This window comes from Fluviicola sp. (genome assembly GCF_039596355.1).
Taxonomy (GTDB): domain Bacteria; phylum Bacteroidota; class Bacteroidia; order Flavobacteriales_D; family Crocinitomicaceae; genus Fluviicola.
On the sequence record NZ_JBCNJW010000003.1, the window covers coordinates 304,273 to 324,195 of the forward strand.

Consider the following 19,923-nt stretch of genomic DNA (forward strand, 5'->3'; position numbering starts at 1 on the left):
GGTAAAAATAAACAATTGAAAATGAAATAAAAAACAAAATGTTGGTATGAGCGGTAAAATAAATGGATGACAGGCTGAAGGTGTGTGTGGTTTTATTCTGTAAAAATATTCTTGAGTCGCAGGTTTTACGCGGGCTTGAAGCCGGTTGTTGCGTCAAGTGAATCTTAAATTGGAAAATAAGAGAATGTTATTTTTTTGTTTCTATTTCAATACGGAAATGATGTAATATGAGGTGTTTAGATCGGTTTAGTATCTGACAACGGGAGCTCTCAGATGCGGAACTCCCGTTTCCTTTTTCGTGTTTTTTATGGTTGAATCACCACTTTTTTAGAGAGCAGCTGCGTTCCGGGCTTTTCCAGGTTGATCAGGTAAATACCCGGTGTCCAGTCTGAAATGGTTACTGATTCTGTTGTTGATGTTGGTGTGATGGTTTTTTCATACACTTTCCGCCCTGCCACGTCATAAATAGCAATGATGCCGTTGCTTGTTGCTTCCGGAAGGACAATCGTTAGCTGATCATTTGCCGGATTGGGTGATATGGAGAATTGTCCGGCAAGGTCCGTTTCCGGGGTGTCTGTTCTCCATGCTTCCTGAATGCAGAATGAACTGGAGTTCGTGATTGGGGTCTGGATGATCGGAAGCGGATTTTGGGAAAACAGATCGCTCACGCTTTCCAGAAGGAAGCCGGTTAGCAGGGTGAACGGTGTTGTGGAAAACGAAGACGTTGCGCTGCCACAGCGGTTTTCTCCGATAGAACTGATGTCCCGCCACAGCCGGATGTTTTCGGTACTGGTACTTGCGGAATCGCTGCCAATAAGAACGTATGCCGTTTGATCTGTATTATACCCCATTATCCGGTTGTAATAATACCCGTACGGTCCTGCAGCGGATGTTTTTAACCAATTGTTTTCATTGTAAAGTCTCATTCCGTTGTTAGAGCCCGGGTACAATTTCCCCCACAATACAGCGTCAAGAGCGGTATCGTATTCCAGCATAAATGGTTGAAGTGCTGAACCGGTTGGCATATATCCGGCAATTACAAGTGCATCCGGATTGTAAAGCGAAGGTTTCATTTCATAGGAATAGCAGTTGTTGGCAGGGTTGAATCGGTGATGAGACAACACCGTTCCGGTGGAGTAATCTTCCCGGATCAGGTGTGTATTGTGTGATCCGGAAGCGTTGGCTAAAATCCAGATGCTGGAAGATGCCGGATCGTACAACGCATCGGCACCTACTGCCGGGTATTTGGAAGAGGTTGTCCATTGATTGGCCCAAATCACAGTACCCGTGGTCATGTCGATCAGGGCATTTGACACGGATGGACTCGGATTGCAGGCACCGGTGATGAAAAACTCATTGGGTGTTGCTCCTTCAACCACATCAGCCGGGGTGTCGTAATCATTAGGGCTTGCTCCGGCGGGACTGCTGTATGCGTAACTCTGTATGATGTTTAAAGTCGGATCCAGTTTGAAGATCGTGATGTTTCGTTTGTCTGTGTTCAAAAAACCGGTGCTGGAAACGCCTATTGCGCCAAAGTTTCCGTCGCTCAGGTAAATGCCCTTGACGCCAAGCAGGTGTGGAAAAGCTGCGGACGACAGGGTATTTGATACCAGTGGATTTCCGTTGTCATCTACAATGGCAACCAGCATGCGGTCTCCGGAAGAAGATTTGACGCTTCCTACAACAAAGTATCGGAGTTGTCCTGCTTGTTGGAATACCTCGATATGATTAAACCGGATTTCTGCACCGGCCGTGGTGTAATAATTTGTCCAGGATAAACTTCCCGTTGATTGATAACGGCTGATTGCTCCCTTCATGGGGACGGATCGTTTTAGATTCAGAGCGGTAGATGCCGTTGCATAACCGGGGCCGTACAAACTGGGGAAGGTGTTGGGGATGGTTCCGGTTGACGTGTAAATGTGATCATTGATTCCATCGGAATAAGTGCCGTATTGCGCTTTTGCAAAAGTCGCAAACAGCAGGAATGCAACTAAAAAATGAGCTTGAGCGGCTGGTTTTCCGTGATTCCGGAATAGGGTGTTGGATGTTTTCATAGGATAGTAGTATTGTGTTTGCGGCACTGGATTCGAAAGCAGATATAGCAAACGAAGTGAATAGTGATGTTTGTATAATGTTTAGTATCAGTTGGTAAGGTAAGCTGAAAAAGTGGTTTTTAAAAATTTTTCAGTCGAAATGGAGTTTTCCACCGGAAGTGTCGGAATGGTACTCCTTATTTTGAATGGTATTCTTTCAGTCTGCTCATCCAGGGAAGCCAGGTCGATACTTCGATATCAACGCAACGATTTTCATAGCAATCTGCCCTCGCGCACATGGAGCCCTGAGCGGAAAAACTGCCTTCATAAACCGTTCCTTGATACTCATACCAGTAAATCAGCGAATAGGTGCTTTTGGAGTGAGATGCCCTTGTTACCTTCCCACAGACCACTTCAGTCTTGATAAAAGCCACTTGAAGAAAGCTATAAATCGAGATAAACCCCATGATAAAAATGACGATGACCCAAAAGTCCTGCTTGTTTTTGTGATAGAAGTTCATAGTGGGAGGAAGATAACCAAAAAAGCCTCAACTTTCCGAAGAAAATCAAGGCTTAATCTTATGAGTTGGGCACTCTTCCGATAGCTATCGGAAGTACTCGAAGCGGGTCCCGATAGCTATCGGGATGAATCCGCACGGTATTTCTCAATCAAGTTTTCCATGATTTCCGGATATTTTTTGAGATTCTGAGTGTATTTTCTGGATTTCATTTTCTTGATGTGCATTTCAATTTGTCTGGCCATCTGATATTCCAGGTCATCTTTGGAATAGAATAATTCCCAATCATCTGTCCGATGAGTAAATCCGATTTCAAATGATTTGTTTAAATGCTGTTCGAGACGTTGTTCGAGGTTTAAACAGCTACCAATATAAAATTGATCGATACTTGAGGAATATAAGATGTAAACAGTAGCCATGGTATAAAATCAAAAAAGCCTCAACTTTCCGAAGAAAATCAAGGCTTAATCTTATGAGTTGGAAGCACTCATTGTACTCGAAGCGGGACTTGAACCCGCACGACCAAATGGTCACAGGATTTTAAGTCCGGCGTGTCTACCAATTCCACCATTCGAGCATTTCTCGCACTGCGAGCGGACTTAAAAAAAATCCCGATCATCGAGCGGAGTCGAGATGCGGGATTTTTTCTGGAGCGAGAGACGGGATTCGAACCCGCGACCCCGACCTTGGCAAGGTCGTGCTCTACCAACTGAGCTACTCTCGCGTATGTCATTTTTTAATCTGTCAAACTGCTCGTTAGCAATCAGATCGCATGAAGCTGATCATTAGTTGAAATGAACTTTACTTCGATTACGGGCGACAAATGTATAAAGTTTTTTTAAAATATGGAACTATTTTTTTGAAGTAAAATGGAATAAAATTAGCTCTTTCTTAATAATTCGTTGTCATTTAATAAGATACAAGGAGTAAAAAGTGCTGTAAAAACGGGGAGTGTTAGAAGTCATGCTATTCAAATGATTTTCGGGAGGAATGCGTATAAGCCTTTCAAAATTAGAATAATTGCTATTTTTGCGGTCAAATTAATACCTAAATTATGAAACACGTCTTTGTTACTACTTATCTTATTTTTCTTTCGACTACTTTATGTTTCAACCTCAGCTACTCCCAATATTATTCATGGGCAAAGCCGTTTTTGGGAGGAGGATCGAATGATTCGGGTCAATCTATTGCCGTTGATGCATCGGGAAATGTATACACTACGGGGTATTTTGAAGCAACAGTTGATTTTGATCCGGGGCCGGGAGTGAATTCTGTGATCTCCAATGGGGCTACGGATATTTTTATTTCGAAGTTAAATGCTTCCGGTAATTTGGTCTGGACAAAAATATTGGGTGGATATGGAGCCAATTATGCCTATTCTATTGCCCTGGATGCTTCCGGAAATGTATACGTAACCGGGGATTTTGAAGGAACTATTGACTTGGATCCGGGACCGGGAACAAGCAGCTTTACAGCGAATGGCACATCTGATGTCTTTGTTTGCAAGTTAAACAATGCTGGTAATTTTGTCTGGGGAAAAACAATAGGAAGCTCTTATGCTGATTATGGAAGGGCACTTGCCCTGGATGCTTCCGGTAATGTTTATTTTACAGGTTATTATCAAGGAACAATTGACTCCGATCCCGGGTCCGGAACGAATAATATCACTTCACAGGGAAGTTATGATGTGTTTATTACAAAGTTAGATGCCTCCGGAAATTTTGTTTGGGGTAAATCGCTTGGAGGTTCCGGGGATGACCGTGGATATGCAATTCAGGTTTCTGCTTCCGGAAATGTCTACACATCAGGTTCATTCAATGCAACAGCAGATTTTGATCCGGGAACAGGTACGAGTTCCCTGACCTCAGTAGGAGCAGGAGATGTGTTCATTAGTAAATTGTCTTCTGCGGGAACTTTTATCTGGGCAAAAACGTTCGGGGGAAGTAATACGGATATCGGAAGAGGGATCGCTGTAGATGCTTCGGAAAATGTCTTCATAACAGGTTATTTTTGGGGAGATATAGACCTGGATCCCAGTTCAGGAGCAGGAAACTTTAACGGAGCAGGATTTAATGATTTGTTTATCAGTAAAATGGATGCTTCTGGTAATTATGTTTGGGGGAAAGCAATGGGTTCGATCGGAGATGACCAGGGTTTATCCATTGCAGTGGATAACTCAGGAGCTTTGTACGTAACGGGTTATTATGCCGAAACCGTAGACTTTGATCCGAATGCAGGTACCAGTTATTTAACTTCCCAGGGGCTTAGCGAAGTATATGTTTGTAAGTATACTTCTGCTGGAAACGTCGTATGGGCAAAATCAATCGGTGGAGTGGGTGAAGACAGAGGAAAAGGAATTTATGCCAACTCGTCGGGTAATGTCTATGCCACTGGGACTTTTCAGGGAACAGTTGATTTTGATCCGGGGGCAAGTACAGCAAATCTTACAGCAGGAAATATTGATGTGTTTGTATTGAAAATGGGGCCTTGTGAGAACGTAACGGCATCCGTGACGAATAATACGATCACTTCAAATAATACAGGAACGTCCTACCAATGGGTAAACTGTAATAACGGAAATGCTCCGATATCAGGTGCAACATCCCAAAGTTACACGCCAACAGTTAACGGAAGTTACGCTGTTATTGTGACAAGTGGAACGTGTTCTATGACCTCAAACTGTGTTACTATTAGCTGGTTAGGCTTGGAAGAAAACTCATTTTCGGCTAACATCACGTTTTATCCGAACCCGACATCCGGAATCTTGAATATTACTTCGGATGAAACGATTTCGATGATCGAAGTATACAATTTGCAGGGACAATTATTAAAGCAGCAAAGCAGCGATTTGAAGATGGTTGACATTTCTGAGTACCAATCCGGAATCTACTTTGTAAAATTGATTGCTTCCAACGGTCTGGTATTCTCGCAGAATATTGAGAAAGTGGATTGATCCGATGAGATTTTGAATAATGAACATGGGGAAATGAGCTTGTAAAGGCTCGTTTCCCTATTTACTGATCTTTAGCAAAAGAAACTCTTGACTGAAAACAGATCAGTGAAAGCCACCCTGGCCCCGGTACAAGTCCAGCGAAGTGTCCAGTACAATTTTAACGACCGTAATTTCGGCGTCCAGTGCTTCTGCCGGTACATTTAGAAAAAGCGTTCCCGGAACCCGGCTCCAGGAGATTTTTCCGACCGTTTTTACCGGAACGTTGGTTGTCGTTCCCAATACTTCGGCAGAGACTACCTGGTTTTTTACCCCTTTCAGCATCAGATCAATGCTTGCTTGTGCGGGTGTTCCGTCCGGACGAACAGCATTCACAAACAAGTAGAGCGTTTTCCGGTCCTTGCTCAACGTGGAATTCCCGTGGTAATGTCCGTAAGGTAATCCGGCGTTTGTTCCATAGATTGCTTCCGCATGTTTGTTTGTCCACCGACCGATTTCTTTCAACAAACGCACTTGCTCTTCCGGGATGGTTCCGTCTGCTTTCGGGCCGATATCCAGGAGTAGATTTCCACCCATGTTCAGGCATTCGGTGAAAATCCGGAGCACCTCGTTGGTTGTTTTGTAATGGGTGTCAGTTGGCTGATATCCCCAGCTTTCGTTGCTTGTCAGGCACAATTCCCAGCTCTTTTTCTCCGGGTGGGTGATTGGCATGTTTTGTTCCGGGGTCGAATAATCTCCGTAAGAAGGCAGGCGACCGTTCAAAATAGCTTTTGGATTCGATGTGTGGATAATCGAATCGATGGTGGAAGCGCCCCATTCAGCTTCCGTATGTTCCCAGTCGCCGTCGAACCAATACAAATCGGGAGAGAATTGTGTATTGATTTCTGCAATCTGCCGGTGCATGAAACGCAGAAAACGATTCCAGCGCTGCGGATCTTGTGTGATTTGATAGCGGTCTGTTTCCTTCAGGAATTTCGGGTAATCTCCGTGCGACCAATCCAGGAGCGAATAATACGCCCCGAAATGGATTCCTTTTTTGCGAAGTGCATTGGAAACCGGAGTGATCAAATCGCGTGCTGCAGGTGTTTGATAAATGGTACTCAATGGTTTTTTGGCGTCCCAGAGTGCGTTTTTGGCTGCCGGATAAGTACTGTTGGGAAAGGAGGTGTTCCAATCGGATTTGGAAGGGTAGGGTGTTAATTCCAGGGTATTCCACAAAGCTAATCCGTCGTGGTGTTGTGTAGTAATGACTGCATACCTGGCGCCGCTTTCCTGAATCAGTGCAGCCCATGCTTCCGGATCAAATCGGTTGGCGGTGAAGCCTTTCATTTGGTGCATGTAGGTGTCGTATGGAACGGTTCCGTTGTGGAAAGACCAGCTTTCCGAAGTGCCGTTAACAGCATACATTCCCCAATGGATGAAAATACCGAGTTTGGCATCGTTGAACCATTGCAGGCGCGTAGAATCTGTTTGAGACTGAACACCGACTGATACCAGCAGAAACAGGAAAAAACACTTTTTCATCACTTTGCAGATTTACTTTCTAACCTTTTTCAATAGTTCAAATTGATTTTAACTCGTTGAATCCATTGAACGTTTTTAACCTTGTTTGAACCTGTTTTACGTGTATTTTATCCCCCGGTTAACTTTTTGATTTCATTCAGTTTCATCAGGGCTTCAACAGGAGTCAGTGTATTGATGTCGATCGAAACCAACTGGTCGTGGATTTGCTCCAGAACCGGATCATTCAGCTGGAAGAAACTTAGTTGCATATCGGAGGCATTTCCTGCTTGTACAACCACATCTTTTACCGATTGCACCTCGCTTGAACGGTGATTCAGTTCCAGTTGTTCCAGCATGAGTTCGGCGCGGTGAATTACTTTGGAAGGCATTCCTGCCAGTTTTGCTACGTGGATTCCGAAGCTGTGTTCACTTCCGCCTTCAACCAGTTTGCGCAGGAAGATGATTTTCTGCCCCACTTCTTTTACGCTCACATTGTAGTTGTGGATGCGCGGAAATTGAACAGCCATTTCGTTCAATTCGTGGTAGTGCGTTGCAAACAGCGTTTTTCCTTTCGCCTGTGGGAATTCGTGAATGTATTCGGCAATGGCCCACGCAATGGAGATGCCATCGTAAGTACTGGTTCCGCGTCCGATTTCATCCAGGAGGATCAAACTCCGGTCTGAAAGATTGTTCAAAATGCTGGAAGTTTCATTCATCTCCACCATGAAAGTAGATTCCCCGGAAGAAATGTTGTCTGAAGCTCCGACGCGGGTAAAGACCTTGTCGACAATTCCTAAAATAGCGGCATCGGCAGGGACAAAACTTCCCATTTGTGCCATTAAAACGATTAATGCCGTTTGGCGGAGCAACGCACTTTTTCCCGACATGTTTGGTCCGGTGATCATAATGATCTGTTGCTCTTCCTTATCGAGATACACATCATTCGGGACGTAATTTTCGCCCGGTTTCAGCTGTCCTTCAATCACGGGATGCCTTCCGTTTTTGATGTCGATCACAAAACTGTCGTTCACAGATGGTTTCGCGTAATGGTTTTTCACGGCAATTTCGGCAAAACCACTCAGGCAGTCGAGTTGAGCGATGAGGTAAGCGTTGCGCTGGATTTCGCCTACAAATGCGGCCAGTTTTAAAACGAGTTCCTGGTAAAGCTGTGCTTCAATGGAAGCGATTTTGTCTTCCGCACCAAGGATTTTCGTTTCGTATTCCTTCAGTTCCGGGGTGATGTATCGTTCGGCACTAACGAGTGTCTGTTTGCGGATCCACTCTTCCGGAACTTTGTCTTTATGTGTGTTTCGAACTTCCAGGTAATACCCGAACACGTTGTTGAATGCAATTTTCAGACTTGGAATTCCCGTTTTTTCGGATTCGCGTTCCTGCATGGATTCCAGGTATTCCTTTCCGTTGTCTGCGATAGCCCGCAGTTCGTCCAGTTCGGGATGTACTCCGGAAGCAATGACCGGGCCTTTGCCCAGCATCACGGCAGGTTCTTTCTGGATGTATTTTTCAACCTGGAGAATGAATTCCTCGCACGGTTCGATGCGTTTGGACAATTGCTGCAATAAATCGCTTTCGCTGTGTGAACAAGCATCGCGCAGGGGAGACATGTGTTCCAGGATGCGCGACAATACGCGGAGTTCTTTCGGATGGATGCGTCCCACGGCTACTTTCGAAATCAAACGCTCCATGTCACCGATTTCACTTAGTTCGTGGTCGATTTCTGCACGAAGCGGGTGTTTTTGTGCCAGGTCTGCCACTGCATCAATGCGGAGGTTGATTTGCTCTGTGTTTTTGAGCGGCATCACAATCCAGCGCTTCAATAAACGGTCACCCATCGGGGTTTTGGTTCCGTTGATGACATCGTAGAGTGTTTTTCCGCCGTCGTTCAGGGGAGCAATCAATTCGAGGTTCCGGATCGTAAACCGGTCCAGCCACACGAATTTTTCCTCTTCGATACGCTGAATCTGGGTGATGTGTCCGAGTTTGTCGTGCTGGGTTTCGCCCAGGTAGTGCAGGATCGCTCCCGCAGCCACGATTCCCTGCTCCAGGTTCTCAATCCCGAACCCTTTCAGGGAATTGGTCTGAAAATGCCCGGTGAGTTTTTCCTTCCCGAAATCCGGTGTGAAAACCCAATCTTCCAGGCGGAAGGTATAGTATTTCGTTCCGAATAATTCCTGGAACAATTGATGCTTATTCTTTTGAAAAATGATCTCGCTCGGCTCGAAACCCTGGATCAGTTTGTTGATGTATTCCGTATTTCCCTGTGCGGTGAAGAACTCTCCGGTGGTCACGTCGAGGAATGCGATTCCGTGGATTTCTTTTCCGAAATGAATGGCAGCAAGGAAGTTGTTTTGATGTCCGTCGAGAATCTTGTCGCTGAAAGCAATTCCGGGAGTGACCAATTCCGTTACACCACGCTTCACGATGGTTTTGGTCATTTTCGGATCTTCCAGCTGGTCGCAGATTGCCACGCGGTGTCCGGCGCGAACCAGTTTCGGAAGGTAAGATTCCAGCGAATGGTGCGGAAATCCTGCTAATTCTACTTCGGAAGGAGAACCTGCTCCGCGCTTGGTGAGAACGATTCCCAGTACTTTTGAAGCCGTCACGGCATCTTCCCCGAAAGTTTCATAAAAATCTCCGACCCGGAAGAGCAATAAAGCCTGCGGATGTTTTGCTTTAATCTGGTTATATTGCTTCATCAGGGGCGTTTCCGCCGGATCTTTCTCTTTTTTTGACACGGATTTTCTGAATTATCGTAGACCCCAAATTTACAATCAAAGTCAGACGGACACTAATTTTTGTGCCTGATAGTTTTCAACAATGATTCAATTTGTGTTACGTTTTATTCCGGCCATCCGCTCAGAAAGATGAGTGCCGTAACCAGCAGCAGAAATAATCCTATAACCAGCGAACTCGCAGAGGCGATCAAACCAAAATACCCGAAAAAATTCCGGCGATAAAGTGCTTTGTTCCGATGGGATTTAACCACGGAGACAATTCCCAGAGTCAATGACAGCAGGAAGAGAAGTGCTGCAAACGAAATAAAAACTACCGGGTTAGTGGCAATAATAGCTAACAATGCCAGTGCCAGCCCGAAGAAGTATATCGTAAATGAGGCAATTCCTAACGGTTCAAATTTTTTAGGAATGATTTGCGGTTCATCGTCATCGTTACTTTGTTCTGCTGAAATATGTTCTTTTTTCTGCGCTGCAACTTTTACGGAAGCCAATTCGGTTGAGCTGGCCTGGTTTGCAGAGATTACCGGTTTGCTTTCAGGTTTTACCAGTGCCTCCAGTTCGTTTTTTTCCGGTGTCGGAGGATTATTCTCTGCTTTCTGGCTCTGTATCGTTATTTCTTCCGGTACTTGTTTTTCAGAAGGGATGTTAGAAACCTGGGATAATGAATGGTATTCATTGGATGGCTTATCAGATTGTACTTTTTTCTTCCACTCAATGTTGTAGCCGGGCTGGAACAAACGCTTTTCAATGGTACAGCCGGGAACAAGCAATAGGGTAAAAGTGATAAAAATAAATAACGAGATTTTCTGTTTCATGTGATAGTAGGGTTTGGTGAAAGGTATTCATTTTTAATGAATTGTCGAAATTTTTTAGTGTCTTTTTATAAAGTTTCGGAAGGAATTGGTTTGTTCTGTAAAAGAATGGTTCAAATCGGTATTTTTGTCCCATGAACCGAAAATTGAAATTGTGGGAACTCGACCGGGTGGACGAGCAGACGTTTAAGCAGCAGGAGAAATTTCCACTGATTGTTATCCTGAACGATATCCGGAGTTTGAGCAATATCGGTTCGTTTTTCCGCACGGCAGATGCGTTCAATATTGAGAAAATCTACCTCTGCGGTATTACTGCCCAGCCGCCGCACCGCGAAATCCACAAAACGGCACTCGGAGCAACGGAAACCATCGAATGGGAATACCGGAAAGACATCAACGAACTGGTTTCGGAATTGAAAGCTGCAGGAGTGGCGGTTTGCAGTATCGAACAAGCTGAAAAAACTGTTTTGCTTCACGAAATTTCCTCGCTGGAAAACGAAACCTTCGCATTGGTCTTTGGAAACGAGGTCGATGGGGTGGATCAATCCGTGATCGATGCATCCGACTACATCCTGGAAATTCCGCAATTCGGTACCAAACACAGTTTGAATGTATCCGTTTGCGCCGGAATTGTATTGTGGGAGTTTGCCAAGCGATACATTTAAGGCATCTGAAAATCCTCGTTCAGGGCATACACAAACGGATTGTCTTTTCTGTAGATGACCTGGAATGCTAAAACCTGCAATGGTTTTCGGTCGCGATTCCAAATATAAGTGCTCAAAAACGGTTTGTCGAAATGCTGGTAGTTCAGATCAATGAATCTGATGGATTGAACCAGCGTTACGGTGCTGTCTGTGCGGTTGATCCAATTGAATTTCGCTTCCGTTCCCTTAAACTGAATAATTGAATCGTTCGACTGTGCGGTGATGATCAGCAACGGATTGTGTTCGAAATCGGACAGTTTCAGTTTGACAACCACATCCACCACATCAGAAGGTCGCTTGATTAATTCGCTCAGCGGTTTGGAGAATCCGGGTCCCCATTCTTCATCCTGCCGGAAATGATAGGTATGATCGTACCATTTGTTCGGATCGTATCCGTTGAAAGCTTGTGGTGTTTTTGCCAAATCCGCGATTGGTTTTTCACTCGGATCACCTTGCGATACCAATAGGGATGAAGCCGAAAAATAATTGCGTTGCCAGAGAATGTGCGGATACCTGGAAAGAATAATCGCTCTAAAATTCGGGGGGATTTGACAGATTGCTCCCAGGTAAATACGGTCGTAATTCCTGGATTTTTCATCCAATAAACGGGTTAGCTCCTTTTCCGTAAATGCCGGGTTGTTGATAAATAGCCAGGATTTCGGAATAGATACGCTCAGATGTCTTTCGTAAAAGCGTGTTTTCGGTTCGTCGGTATACAGAATAGTGAGTGTTTTTGGACCTTCTTTCTCTGCATCGTGCGCGTCCGTTACCAATTGTTCGAAAATCGGCACATAAAAAATGGAATAGTAATTCCTGCTGAAAATGAGTGTACTCGTAAACCCGATACAAATGCAGCTCGTGATTACCACATTCGCAATGGGAGCTTGTTCCTTGATCCAGCCGAAAATAAAGAGAAGCAGAAATGGAAATACAAAAATGAGTACCGAGTATTGAAGTACGGCGGAACCGTAAATGGAATAGAAATAAGCAGTGAAATATACGATAAAGAACAGGAATCCTGAGAAATAGAGTGGTTTTCGCTGTTTGGGAGTGCTTCGTCCGGAAATGCGGCAAAAACACCAGATCACGGCTAGTAAAATGACTAGTGCCAGCGAAAAATGACACACATAAAACATAAACTGGAACAGGAAGTCCGACTCCGGTTTTCCAAGCCAGGCTCCCACGCCGCCATCACCGAGTTGTTTGAAGAAAATGTGTAAATGCGGGATGTAGGCGATTACGGCTATGGCACAAAGCAGCAGGTATTTCCAAATGAATTTCCGGTCGACAAAAAATAACCCTGACAGTCCGATCAATCCGCTGGTGAACAAGCTGAAATGGTGATTGTAGGCACAGAGAACCGTTGCCAGTACGAAGTAAATCCGGTGCTTCAACAGGTAATTTTTATAGAAAACCAGTTCGCTCCAGTGATAAACCATCAAGAGGGTGAAAAACAACCCGCTGGTGTAGGGACGAATGATCTGGCTGTACATCAGGGTGTATTCCGAGCAGGCCATGATGGAGGCAATGATCAGAGCCGCTGTTTTGTTCGACCATCTTAGTCCGATTTTGTAGGCCAAATAAACGCTCCCAATCCCGGAGAGAATAAACGGCAGTTTGACAATCCACGCCGAGTAACCGAAGATCCCAGTCCAGTAATACAGGAAAACCTGGATGAGCGCCGGGTGCGTGTCGCGGTATTTGACTCCGTAGTTGATGAGGTCGGAGAAATTGTCGAATTCGGTGCGGAGCAGGGCGCTGAGTTCGTCGTGCATGTAGGGGATTTCGCTCCAGTGATAGAATCGAAGAGCCACCGCGATCAACAGGATTAAGACCAGCAGGAAGTGCTGTTTCAGCTTTTGAACAAACAGATTGATTTTCGATCGAATCATGAATAACCCTTTCAAACAAAGGTAAGAAAGCTGGTGAAACTGGATGGATAAACTTTCCGAACGCGTATGTTTTGAAGAGTCAAATTCCCATATCGCCATATTACGAACCCCTTGATATGACTGCGCTATAGCGCCGAAAATAGCCGAAATCAACCTTTTCATCCTTTCTGAAATGGAATCCGTTTACGAGCACCTGAATCCGGAAGTAACTTCTTATTTCCGATGGATTTTACCTCGTTTTAGCGATCAGAATCTGACAAACTATCGTTATTTTTGCAACACTTTTTATAGCAATAATGATTGAAACAGATATCATAATAATTGGTGCAGGTCCGGTTGGATTGTTCACCGTTTTCGAAGCAGGCTTGTTGAAGCTGCACTGTCATTTGATTGATTCATTGCCGCAACCCGGAGGGCAGTGTTCGGAGATTTATCCGAAAAAGCCCATTTACGACATCCCGGGGTTCCCGTCGGTACTGGCAGGAGACCTGATTGATAACCTGATGGAACAGGCAGCGCCATTCAAACCGGGATTCACCCTGGGGGAAGCTGCCATGACGATCGATAAAACAGAAGACGATCAGTTTATCGTAACAACCGTTAAAGGAACGCAGCATAAAGCTCCGATTGTGATGATCGCGGGAGGATTGGGAGTGTTCGAACCGCGTAAACCGCCTATTGCAAACATTGCAGATTTTGAGGATAAAGGAGTTGAGTACATCATCAAAGATCCGGAGTTCTACCGCGGAAAACGCTGTGTGATCGCCGGAGGTGGAGATTCTGCATTGGATTGGTCTATTTTCCTGGCTGAAAAGAAAATCGCGAAAGAAGTGGTGTTGGTACACCGAAGTGCTTCCTTCCGTGGTCACCTGGATTCGGTTCAGAAAGTCATCGATATGGCGGAAAGCGGACAAATTACCCTGATCACTGAAGCAGAAGTGGTCGGATTGGAAGGGGGAGATTCACTGACGCATGTGAAAATCCAGCACAATACGCAGGGAGAGATCATCCGCGAAACGGATCACTTCATTCCATTGTTCGGATTGAAACCGTCTTTGGGACCGATTGCGGACTGGGGACTGGAAATCGAGAAGAACGCCATCAAAGTAGACACACTGGATTATTCAACGAATATCCCGGGAATCTATGCGATCGGCGACGTGAATACATATGAAAACAAACTGAAACTGATCCTGTGCGGATTCCATGAAGGAACACTGGCGGTTCAGTCTGCATTTGCACGCATTTACCCGGATAAGAAAAATATCCTCAAGTATACAACCGTAAATGGGGTACAGGGATTCTAACCTGGAATGATATTTATGTAAGGGTTGGGGACGTGGCGCATCACGTCCCCTTTCTTTTATGGAACAATTTTTGGTGTTATCAAACGTTAAATAAACGCAGGAGTAATTAAACCTTTCCGGGATCGTTGCTTCCAAATAGAACGGAATTAAATCACATAGTATGAAAATCAGTATCGCAATAGCAGTGTTTATCAGTACGAGCTACCTGGCATCGGCTCAAACACTGGGAAAAATAGTTTCAAAAGGAAAAGAATTGACTACCACATCGTCATCAGGTAAAAGTTCCTTGACGAATGACGAAGTGGTGAGTGGTTTGCGTGAAGCGCTGACAACCGGAGCGAAAACAGCGGCAAGTTCGGCAAGTGTGGTAGATGGTTTTTACAAGAACCAGAATATTTTCATTCCGTGGCCGGCTCAGGCAGCTTCCATGAAAGACCGTTTGGTGAAATTGGGAATGCAGAAACAGGTAACGGAATTTGAAGAATCCATGAACCGTGCGGCAGAAGAAGCGGCGAAAAGCGCCTTCGATATCTTTGCGGGAGCAGTAAAAGGGATGTCGGTTACCGATGGTTTTGCGATACTGAATGGAGGAGATACAGCTGCAACGCACTACCTGCGTGAAAAAACAACACCTGCTTTGACGGAGAAATTTACCCCGATTATTAAAACTGCAATGGAAAAAGTACGCGTGACGGAATATTGGAACCCGTTGGTTACGGCATACAATAAAATTCCGGGAGTAACGAAGCAAAATCCGGATCTGGAAGCATACGTTACTGCGAAGGCAATCAATGGGTTGATGCTGTTGATCAGCGAACAGGAAGCAAAAATCCGCAAGGATCCTGCGGCCCAGGTCACTGCACTTCTTCAGAAAGTATTCGGAAAAGGCTAAAAAATGGTTAAACCGGCTGTGGAAGAATGATTTCTACAGCTGTTTTCTGTAAATTTGTAAAGCGATCGGTTTGGTCGCTTTTTTCGTAGATTTAAATACGAAAACAAGTAGTGAAAAAAGGGGGAGTTGGGCCTGGTAATGATCCCGGTGAAACGTTGAACCTTTTTACGCTTTAAACTTTTGAACCTTCTTAAACAAAACAGACAAATGAAAAGCATTACAGTAAAAGAATTGAAGACATGGATGGATGGGAACGAAGATTTCCAGTTGATTGACGTTCGTGAACCTTCTGAAAATGATGTTTGTACCCTGAACGGATTGTTGATTCCGATGAATACTGTTCCGGGAGAAGTTGAAAAAATCGACAAAGACAAAAAAGTAGTGGTTCATTGCCGTTCGGGAAAACGCAGCGCAGGAGTAATCCAATTCCTGGAGCAGCAGCACGGTTACACGAACCTGTACAACCTGGAAGGTGGAATCCTGGCATGGATCGAGGAAATTGATCCTTCCATGGAAGCATATTAATTTAAAAGTGAAAATGGGGAATTGAAAAGGTTGATTGGTTCGGGAAGCATTTTTGACTTTTCAATTTTCAATTCTCCATTAATATACATTCTCAATTTAGATTCTTGAATCGCAAGACGATTAATACGGTAATTATTCTTGGAATACTCTCGCTGTTGAGTGTTCTGAGTATTCAGTTGTTTTGGATTCATAAAACCAATGAAGCCCAGCGGATTACCGTGCAGATCCAGGAACGGGAAGATAGTTTGAACCTGAAGCAGTTTTCGGAACGGGCACATATTGCCCTGCGTGATGTGTTGCGGGAATTGAATACCCACGACGATATCAGTGCGAATCTGTACGGCGCGGTGAAACAACTTCGCTCGAATTACTTTTCGGTCGATATCGAAGAAGAACTGCATCCGTATTACCTGGAACAGTTGTTGAAGCGCGAATTCGATAACCAAAGTCTGAACCAGGATTTCGTATACGGAATTTACGACTGTTACTCCGATTCGATTGTTTTCGGGAACATGATCAAGTATACGAAAGACTCATCCTATTCCGTTGAGGCCAGCGATTCAATCCGGAAAACATCCAACCAGTTGAAATGGAAAAACGACGGACATTACTTCACGGTGCTTTTCCCGAATGTGAGTTCTTCCTCGATTGATATTGAACGGACGAACGTTTCCCCGTGGATTTACCTCTTCGTGATTTTGATGCTCTTGTTCCTCTTTTTCCTGTTTACGTTGAACGTAATCCTCAAGCAAAAGCGCTTGTCGGAAGTGAAAACAGATTTCATCAACAACATGACGCATGAGCTGAAAACACCGATTTCAACGATCGGCTTGTCCAGCGAACTGCTTTTGCGCGGAGATTTTAAGGAAGAACCGGATCGCCTGAAACGCTATGCGGAAATTATCTACAAGGAAAATAAACGCCTGGAGAACCAGGTGGAGCGCGTATTGAACGTGGCGAAACTCGACAAAGAAAAACTCACGCTCAAGAAAGAATCCTGTTCGATCCACGACTTGCTCCTGGAGGCCAAAGACAGTTTTGAGATCAATCAAACGGATTTGGGCGGAGAGATTGAACTGGTGATGGATGCAGAAAAAGACATCCTGATGATGGACGAGGTACACATTACCAATGTGATTTACAACCTGCTCGACAATGCTGTGAAATACTGTAACGTGCGTCCGCAGATTGTGATCCGTACCTGGAATGATGCCAATTGTTTCTGTTTATCAATCTCCGATAACGGAATCGGGATCAAGCGGGACGATATCAAAATGATCTTCGATAAATTCTACCGCGTTCCAACGGGGAATATCCACGACGTAAAGGGCTTTGGACTTGGTTTGTATTACGTGAAACTGATCGTGGAAGAACACGGCGGAACCATCCAGGTGAAAAGCCAGTTGGGGAAAGGAACGACTTTCACGATGAAATTCCCCCTGAAGTAAGAGCCAGCGTTAGCTGGCGAAGACCGAAGCTCCGTCTGGAAAGACGGGAAAGCTGAGGGAAAGCGTTAGCTGGCGAAGACTGAGGCTCCGTCTGGCAAGAAGGAAGAGCAGAGAGTAGCTGAATAAAAAACAGCGTATCTTTGTGGTATGCAAGAACTGATTGATCGCATTTTTTCCATCCAGACAGAAGCGGATTTCAATACCTGTGCGCTGGAAGTGTTTCGATTCCAGAGAGAACATGTGCCGGTTTACAAAACCTACCTGGAGCTGACGCGCAGGCCGGAACCTACACATTACCTGGAAATTCCGCATTTGCCGATTCCTTTTTTCAAAACACACCAAATTCTGGCGGAAGGAATGGACGTGCAGCAGGTTTTTAAAAGCAGCGGAACAACCGGGATGACGCGCAGCACACACTACGTGGCAGACGTTTCCATCTACGAACGTTCTTTTGTGCCGACTTACGAACGATTTCTCGGAAAGCTTGAGGATCAGATCATTTTTGCCTTATTGCCGAATTATGTCTCGCAGGGCGAATCCAGCCTGGTTTATATGGTTGATAAGTTGATTACTCTGACAGGAGATCGCCTTTCCGGTTACTACCTCGACAGTGCAGAAAGTTTACTGCAGGCTATTTCCGAAGGACGAAAAACCGGCAAGAAACTCGTCTTATTCGGTGTTTCATATGCTTTGCTGGATCTGGCAGAATTGAAACCGGATCTTCATAATGTGACGGTGATCGAAACCGGAGGAATGAAAGGTCGCCGGAAAGAAATGACCAAAGAAGAGATGCACCTCGAATTGATTGCAGGTTTCGGTTGTGAATACATCGCATCGGAATACGGGATGTGCGAATTGCTCTCCCAGGCCTACAGCGACAAAAACGGCTTATTTGAATTGCCGCCCTGGATGCGGATTTCCCTTCGGGAAGTGAACGATCCTTTTGAACTGCTGACTAACGAAAAAACCGGCGGCGTAAACGTAACCGATCTGGCAAATTTATACTCTTGTGCTTTCATCGAAACCCAGGATTTGGGCCGGCTGGAAGACGGAAAACTCCGCCTGATGGGACGCTTCGATCACTCCGATGTGCGGGGGTGTAATCTGTTGGTGGGGAATTGATTTTTTGAATTACGAATGACCCATTTTCGTCAATTCGAGTGCGTAGCGTATCGAGAATGACTAGCGAGTTTCAAGTCTTTCTCAATACACCTTCGTTTCACTACGGTACTCGAACTGACTTGAAACAGGAATTGAAAATAATTTTGTTTTGGAATTAGGAATTAGGAATTAGGAATTAGGAATTAGGAATTAGGAATTAGGAATTAGGAATTAGGAATTAGGAATTAACGATAGTTTCGTATTTTTGAATAACACTCATAACAGCAAATGGATTCGACCATTCAACATATCATCCGCACCCGTTCCACAGAATTATTCGACAAGGTCAAAGAGTACCGGGAACACATGCACCGTTTCCCCGAATTGTCCTATGTGGAATACAATACCATGAGTTTTGTGGCGCAGCAGTTGGAAAAAATCGGGATTCCCTACCAGAAAGAAGTAGCCGGAACCGGAATTCTGGGAATCATCCGCTCCGAAAAGCACAAAGAACATGCTTCGTGTATCGGTTTGCGTTCCGAATTGGATGCTTTGCCGATTACCGAACAGAACAATTGTGTCTATAAATCGGTGAATGAGGGCGTGATGCATGCCTGCGGACACGATGTACATACAGCCATTTTGCTGGGTGCAGCTGAAATTATCTGGGAAAACCGCGAATGGCTGGAGCATCCGGTGAAGTTGTTTTTTCAGCCGGGAGAAGAGAAAAATCCGGGTGGCGCTTCCCTGATGATTGCCGACGGAGCATTGAAAAATCCCCCGGTGCATGAAATGTATGCGCTTCATGTGTTTCCAGAAATGGAAGTGGGGAAATTGGGTTTCAGACCAGGTTTGTACATGGCTTCCTGTGATGAAATTTACATAACCATCAACGGAAAGGGGGGGCATGGTGCAACGCCGCATCAAACGATTGATCCGATTATGATCGGAGCGCAATTGCTGACAGGTTTACAACAGATCGTGAGCCGGAAATGCGATCCCAAAGTGCCGTGTGTCTTGTCTTTCGGGCATTTTGAAGCACTCGGGGCAACGAATATCATTCCTGAAAAGGCTATTTTGAAAGGAACGTTCCGAACGATGAATGAAGCGTGGCGGAAAGAAGCGCTTGAAATGATTGCTGAACACGTGCACATGACCTGCCGGCAATTTGGAGCAACGGCCGATTTGGAAATTTCAAAAGGATATCCGTACCTGGAAAACGATCCCGTACTGACTCAGAAAATGACTTCCCGAAGCGAGGTTTTCTTTGGGAAAGATCAGGTAGAAGAATTGCCGATCCGCTTAACGTCGGAAGATTTTTCCTTTTATGCGCAGGAGATTCCGGTGTGTTTTTTCCGTCTGGGAGTGCGCAACGAAGATTTAGGCATTGTTTATGGAGTGCATCATCCGAAATTTGATATCGACAGCCAGGCGCTGATTGTTGGAATGCAGGCCATGTGTTTGGCCGCTTTTGAATTATAGACT

At 44.9% G+C, this 19,923-nt stretch carries 14 protein-coding genes and 2 tRNA genes; 8 read left to right on the forward strand and 8 right to left on the reverse strand.

Annotated features, from left to right (window positions below; translation table 11 throughout):
- Nucleotides 1-305: 305 nt before the first annotated feature.
- From ABDV94_RS09310 to ABDV94_RS09325, 4 genes are all read right to left on the reverse strand, one after another.
- On the reverse strand, nt 306-2,054 hold the full coding sequence (locus ABDV94_RS09310; protein ID WP_343606769.1) for a T9SS type A sorting domain-containing protein: 1,749 nt from the start codon (nt 2,052-2,054) through the stop codon (nt 306-308).
- Between the two features lie 616 nt (nt 2,055-2,670).
- Nucleotides 2,671-2,970 carry a GIY-YIG nuclease family protein gene (locus tag ABDV94_RS09315; RefSeq protein WP_343606770.1) on the reverse strand — a complete coding sequence of 100 codons (300 nt, stop codon included), beginning with the start codon at nt 2,968-2,970 and terminating at the stop codon, nt 2,671-2,673.
- Nucleotides 2,971-3,044: 74 nt separating this feature from the next.
- Nucleotides 3,045-3,128, reverse strand: a tRNA-Leu gene (locus ABDV94_RS09320).
- A 71-nt stretch (nt 3,129-3,199) separates the two neighbouring features.
- Nucleotides 3,200-3,275 (reverse strand) — tRNA-Gly (locus tag ABDV94_RS09325).
- 330 nt (nt 3,276-3,605) lie between these two features.
- Between ABDV94_RS09325 and ABDV94_RS09330 the strand changes: the two genes are divergently transcribed.
- Nucleotides 3,606-5,504 (forward strand): SBBP repeat-containing protein, encoded by a 1,899-nt coding sequence (locus ABDV94_RS09330; protein WP_343606772.1) that lies wholly within the window; start codon nt 3,606-3,608, stop codon nt 5,502-5,504.
- Between the two features lie 102 nt (nt 5,505-5,606).
- On the opposite strand, the gene ABDV94_RS09335 is transcribed toward ABDV94_RS09330, so the two are convergent.
- From ABDV94_RS09335 to ABDV94_RS09345, 3 genes are all read right to left on the reverse strand, one after another.
- Complete coding sequence (locus ABDV94_RS09335; RefSeq protein WP_343606774.1) at nt 5,607-7,025, reverse strand: alpha-L-fucosidase; 1,419 nt, start codon at nt 7,023-7,025, stop codon at nt 5,607-5,609.
- 107 nt (nt 7,026-7,132) lie between these two features.
- Nucleotides 7,133-9,757, reverse strand: a complete 2,625-nt coding sequence (mutS, locus tag ABDV94_RS09340) for a DNA mismatch repair protein MutS (protein WP_343606776.1) — start codon at nt 9,755-9,757, stop codon at nt 7,133-7,135.
- A 104-nt stretch (nt 9,758-9,861) separates the two neighbouring features.
- Nucleotides 9,862-10,572, reverse strand: a complete 711-nt coding sequence (locus tag ABDV94_RS09345; RefSeq protein WP_343606778.1) for a hypothetical protein — start codon at nt 10,570-10,572, stop codon at nt 9,862-9,864.
- 131 nt (nt 10,573-10,703) lie between these two features.
- Between ABDV94_RS09345 and ABDV94_RS09350 the strand changes: the two genes are divergently transcribed.
- Nucleotides 10,704-11,234 carry an RNA methyltransferase gene (locus ABDV94_RS09350; protein ID WP_343606779.1) on the forward strand — a complete coding sequence of 177 codons (531 nt, stop codon included), beginning with the start codon at nt 10,704-10,706 and terminating at the stop codon, nt 11,232-11,234.
- Here the strand turns inward: ABDV94_RS09350 and ABDV94_RS09355 are convergent.
- Complete coding sequence (locus ABDV94_RS09355; protein ID WP_343606781.1) at nt 11,231-13,165, reverse strand: hypothetical protein; 1,935 nt, start codon at nt 13,163-13,165, stop codon at nt 11,231-11,233. The two genes, ABDV94_RS09350 and ABDV94_RS09355, sit on opposite strands and share 4 nt — an antisense overlap.
- A 296-nt stretch (nt 13,166-13,461) precedes the next feature.
- Here ABDV94_RS09355 and ABDV94_RS09360 point away from each other — a divergent pair, with 296 nt between their 5' ends.
- From ABDV94_RS09360 to ABDV94_RS09385, 6 genes are all read left to right on the forward strand, one after another.
- Complete coding sequence (locus ABDV94_RS09360) at nt 13,462-14,472, forward strand: NAD(P)/FAD-dependent oxidoreductase (RefSeq protein ID WP_343606783.1); 1,011 nt, start codon at nt 13,462-13,464, stop codon at nt 14,470-14,472.
- Nucleotides 14,473-14,632: 160 nt separating this feature from the next.
- Nucleotides 14,633-15,364 carry a DUF4197 domain-containing protein gene (locus tag ABDV94_RS09365; protein ID WP_343606785.1) on the forward strand — a complete coding sequence of 244 codons (732 nt, stop codon included), beginning with the start codon at nt 14,633-14,635 and terminating at the stop codon, nt 15,362-15,364.
- 207 nt (nt 15,365-15,571) lie between these two features.
- Nucleotides 15,572-15,889, forward strand: a complete 318-nt coding sequence (locus tag ABDV94_RS09370) for a rhodanese-like domain-containing protein (RefSeq protein WP_343606787.1) — start codon at nt 15,572-15,574, stop codon at nt 15,887-15,889.
- A 104-nt stretch (nt 15,890-15,993) separates the two neighbouring features.
- The gene (locus ABDV94_RS09375) at nt 15,994-17,337 is read left to right on the forward strand and encodes a HAMP domain-containing sensor histidine kinase (protein WP_343606788.1); all 1,344 of its coding nucleotides are present in this window, start codon (nt 15,994-15,996) and stop codon (nt 17,335-17,337) included.
- Between the two features lie 147 nt (nt 17,338-17,484).
- Entirely contained in the window at nt 17,485-18,459 is a 975-nt protein-coding gene (locus tag ABDV94_RS09380) for an acyl transferase (RefSeq protein WP_343606790.1), read from the forward strand.
- Between the two features lie 267 nt (nt 18,460-18,726).
- Complete coding sequence (locus ABDV94_RS09385; protein WP_343606791.1) at nt 18,727-19,920, forward strand: M20 family metallopeptidase; 1,194 nt, start codon at nt 18,727-18,729, stop codon at nt 19,918-19,920.
- Nucleotides 19,921-19,923: the final 3 nt, after the last annotated feature.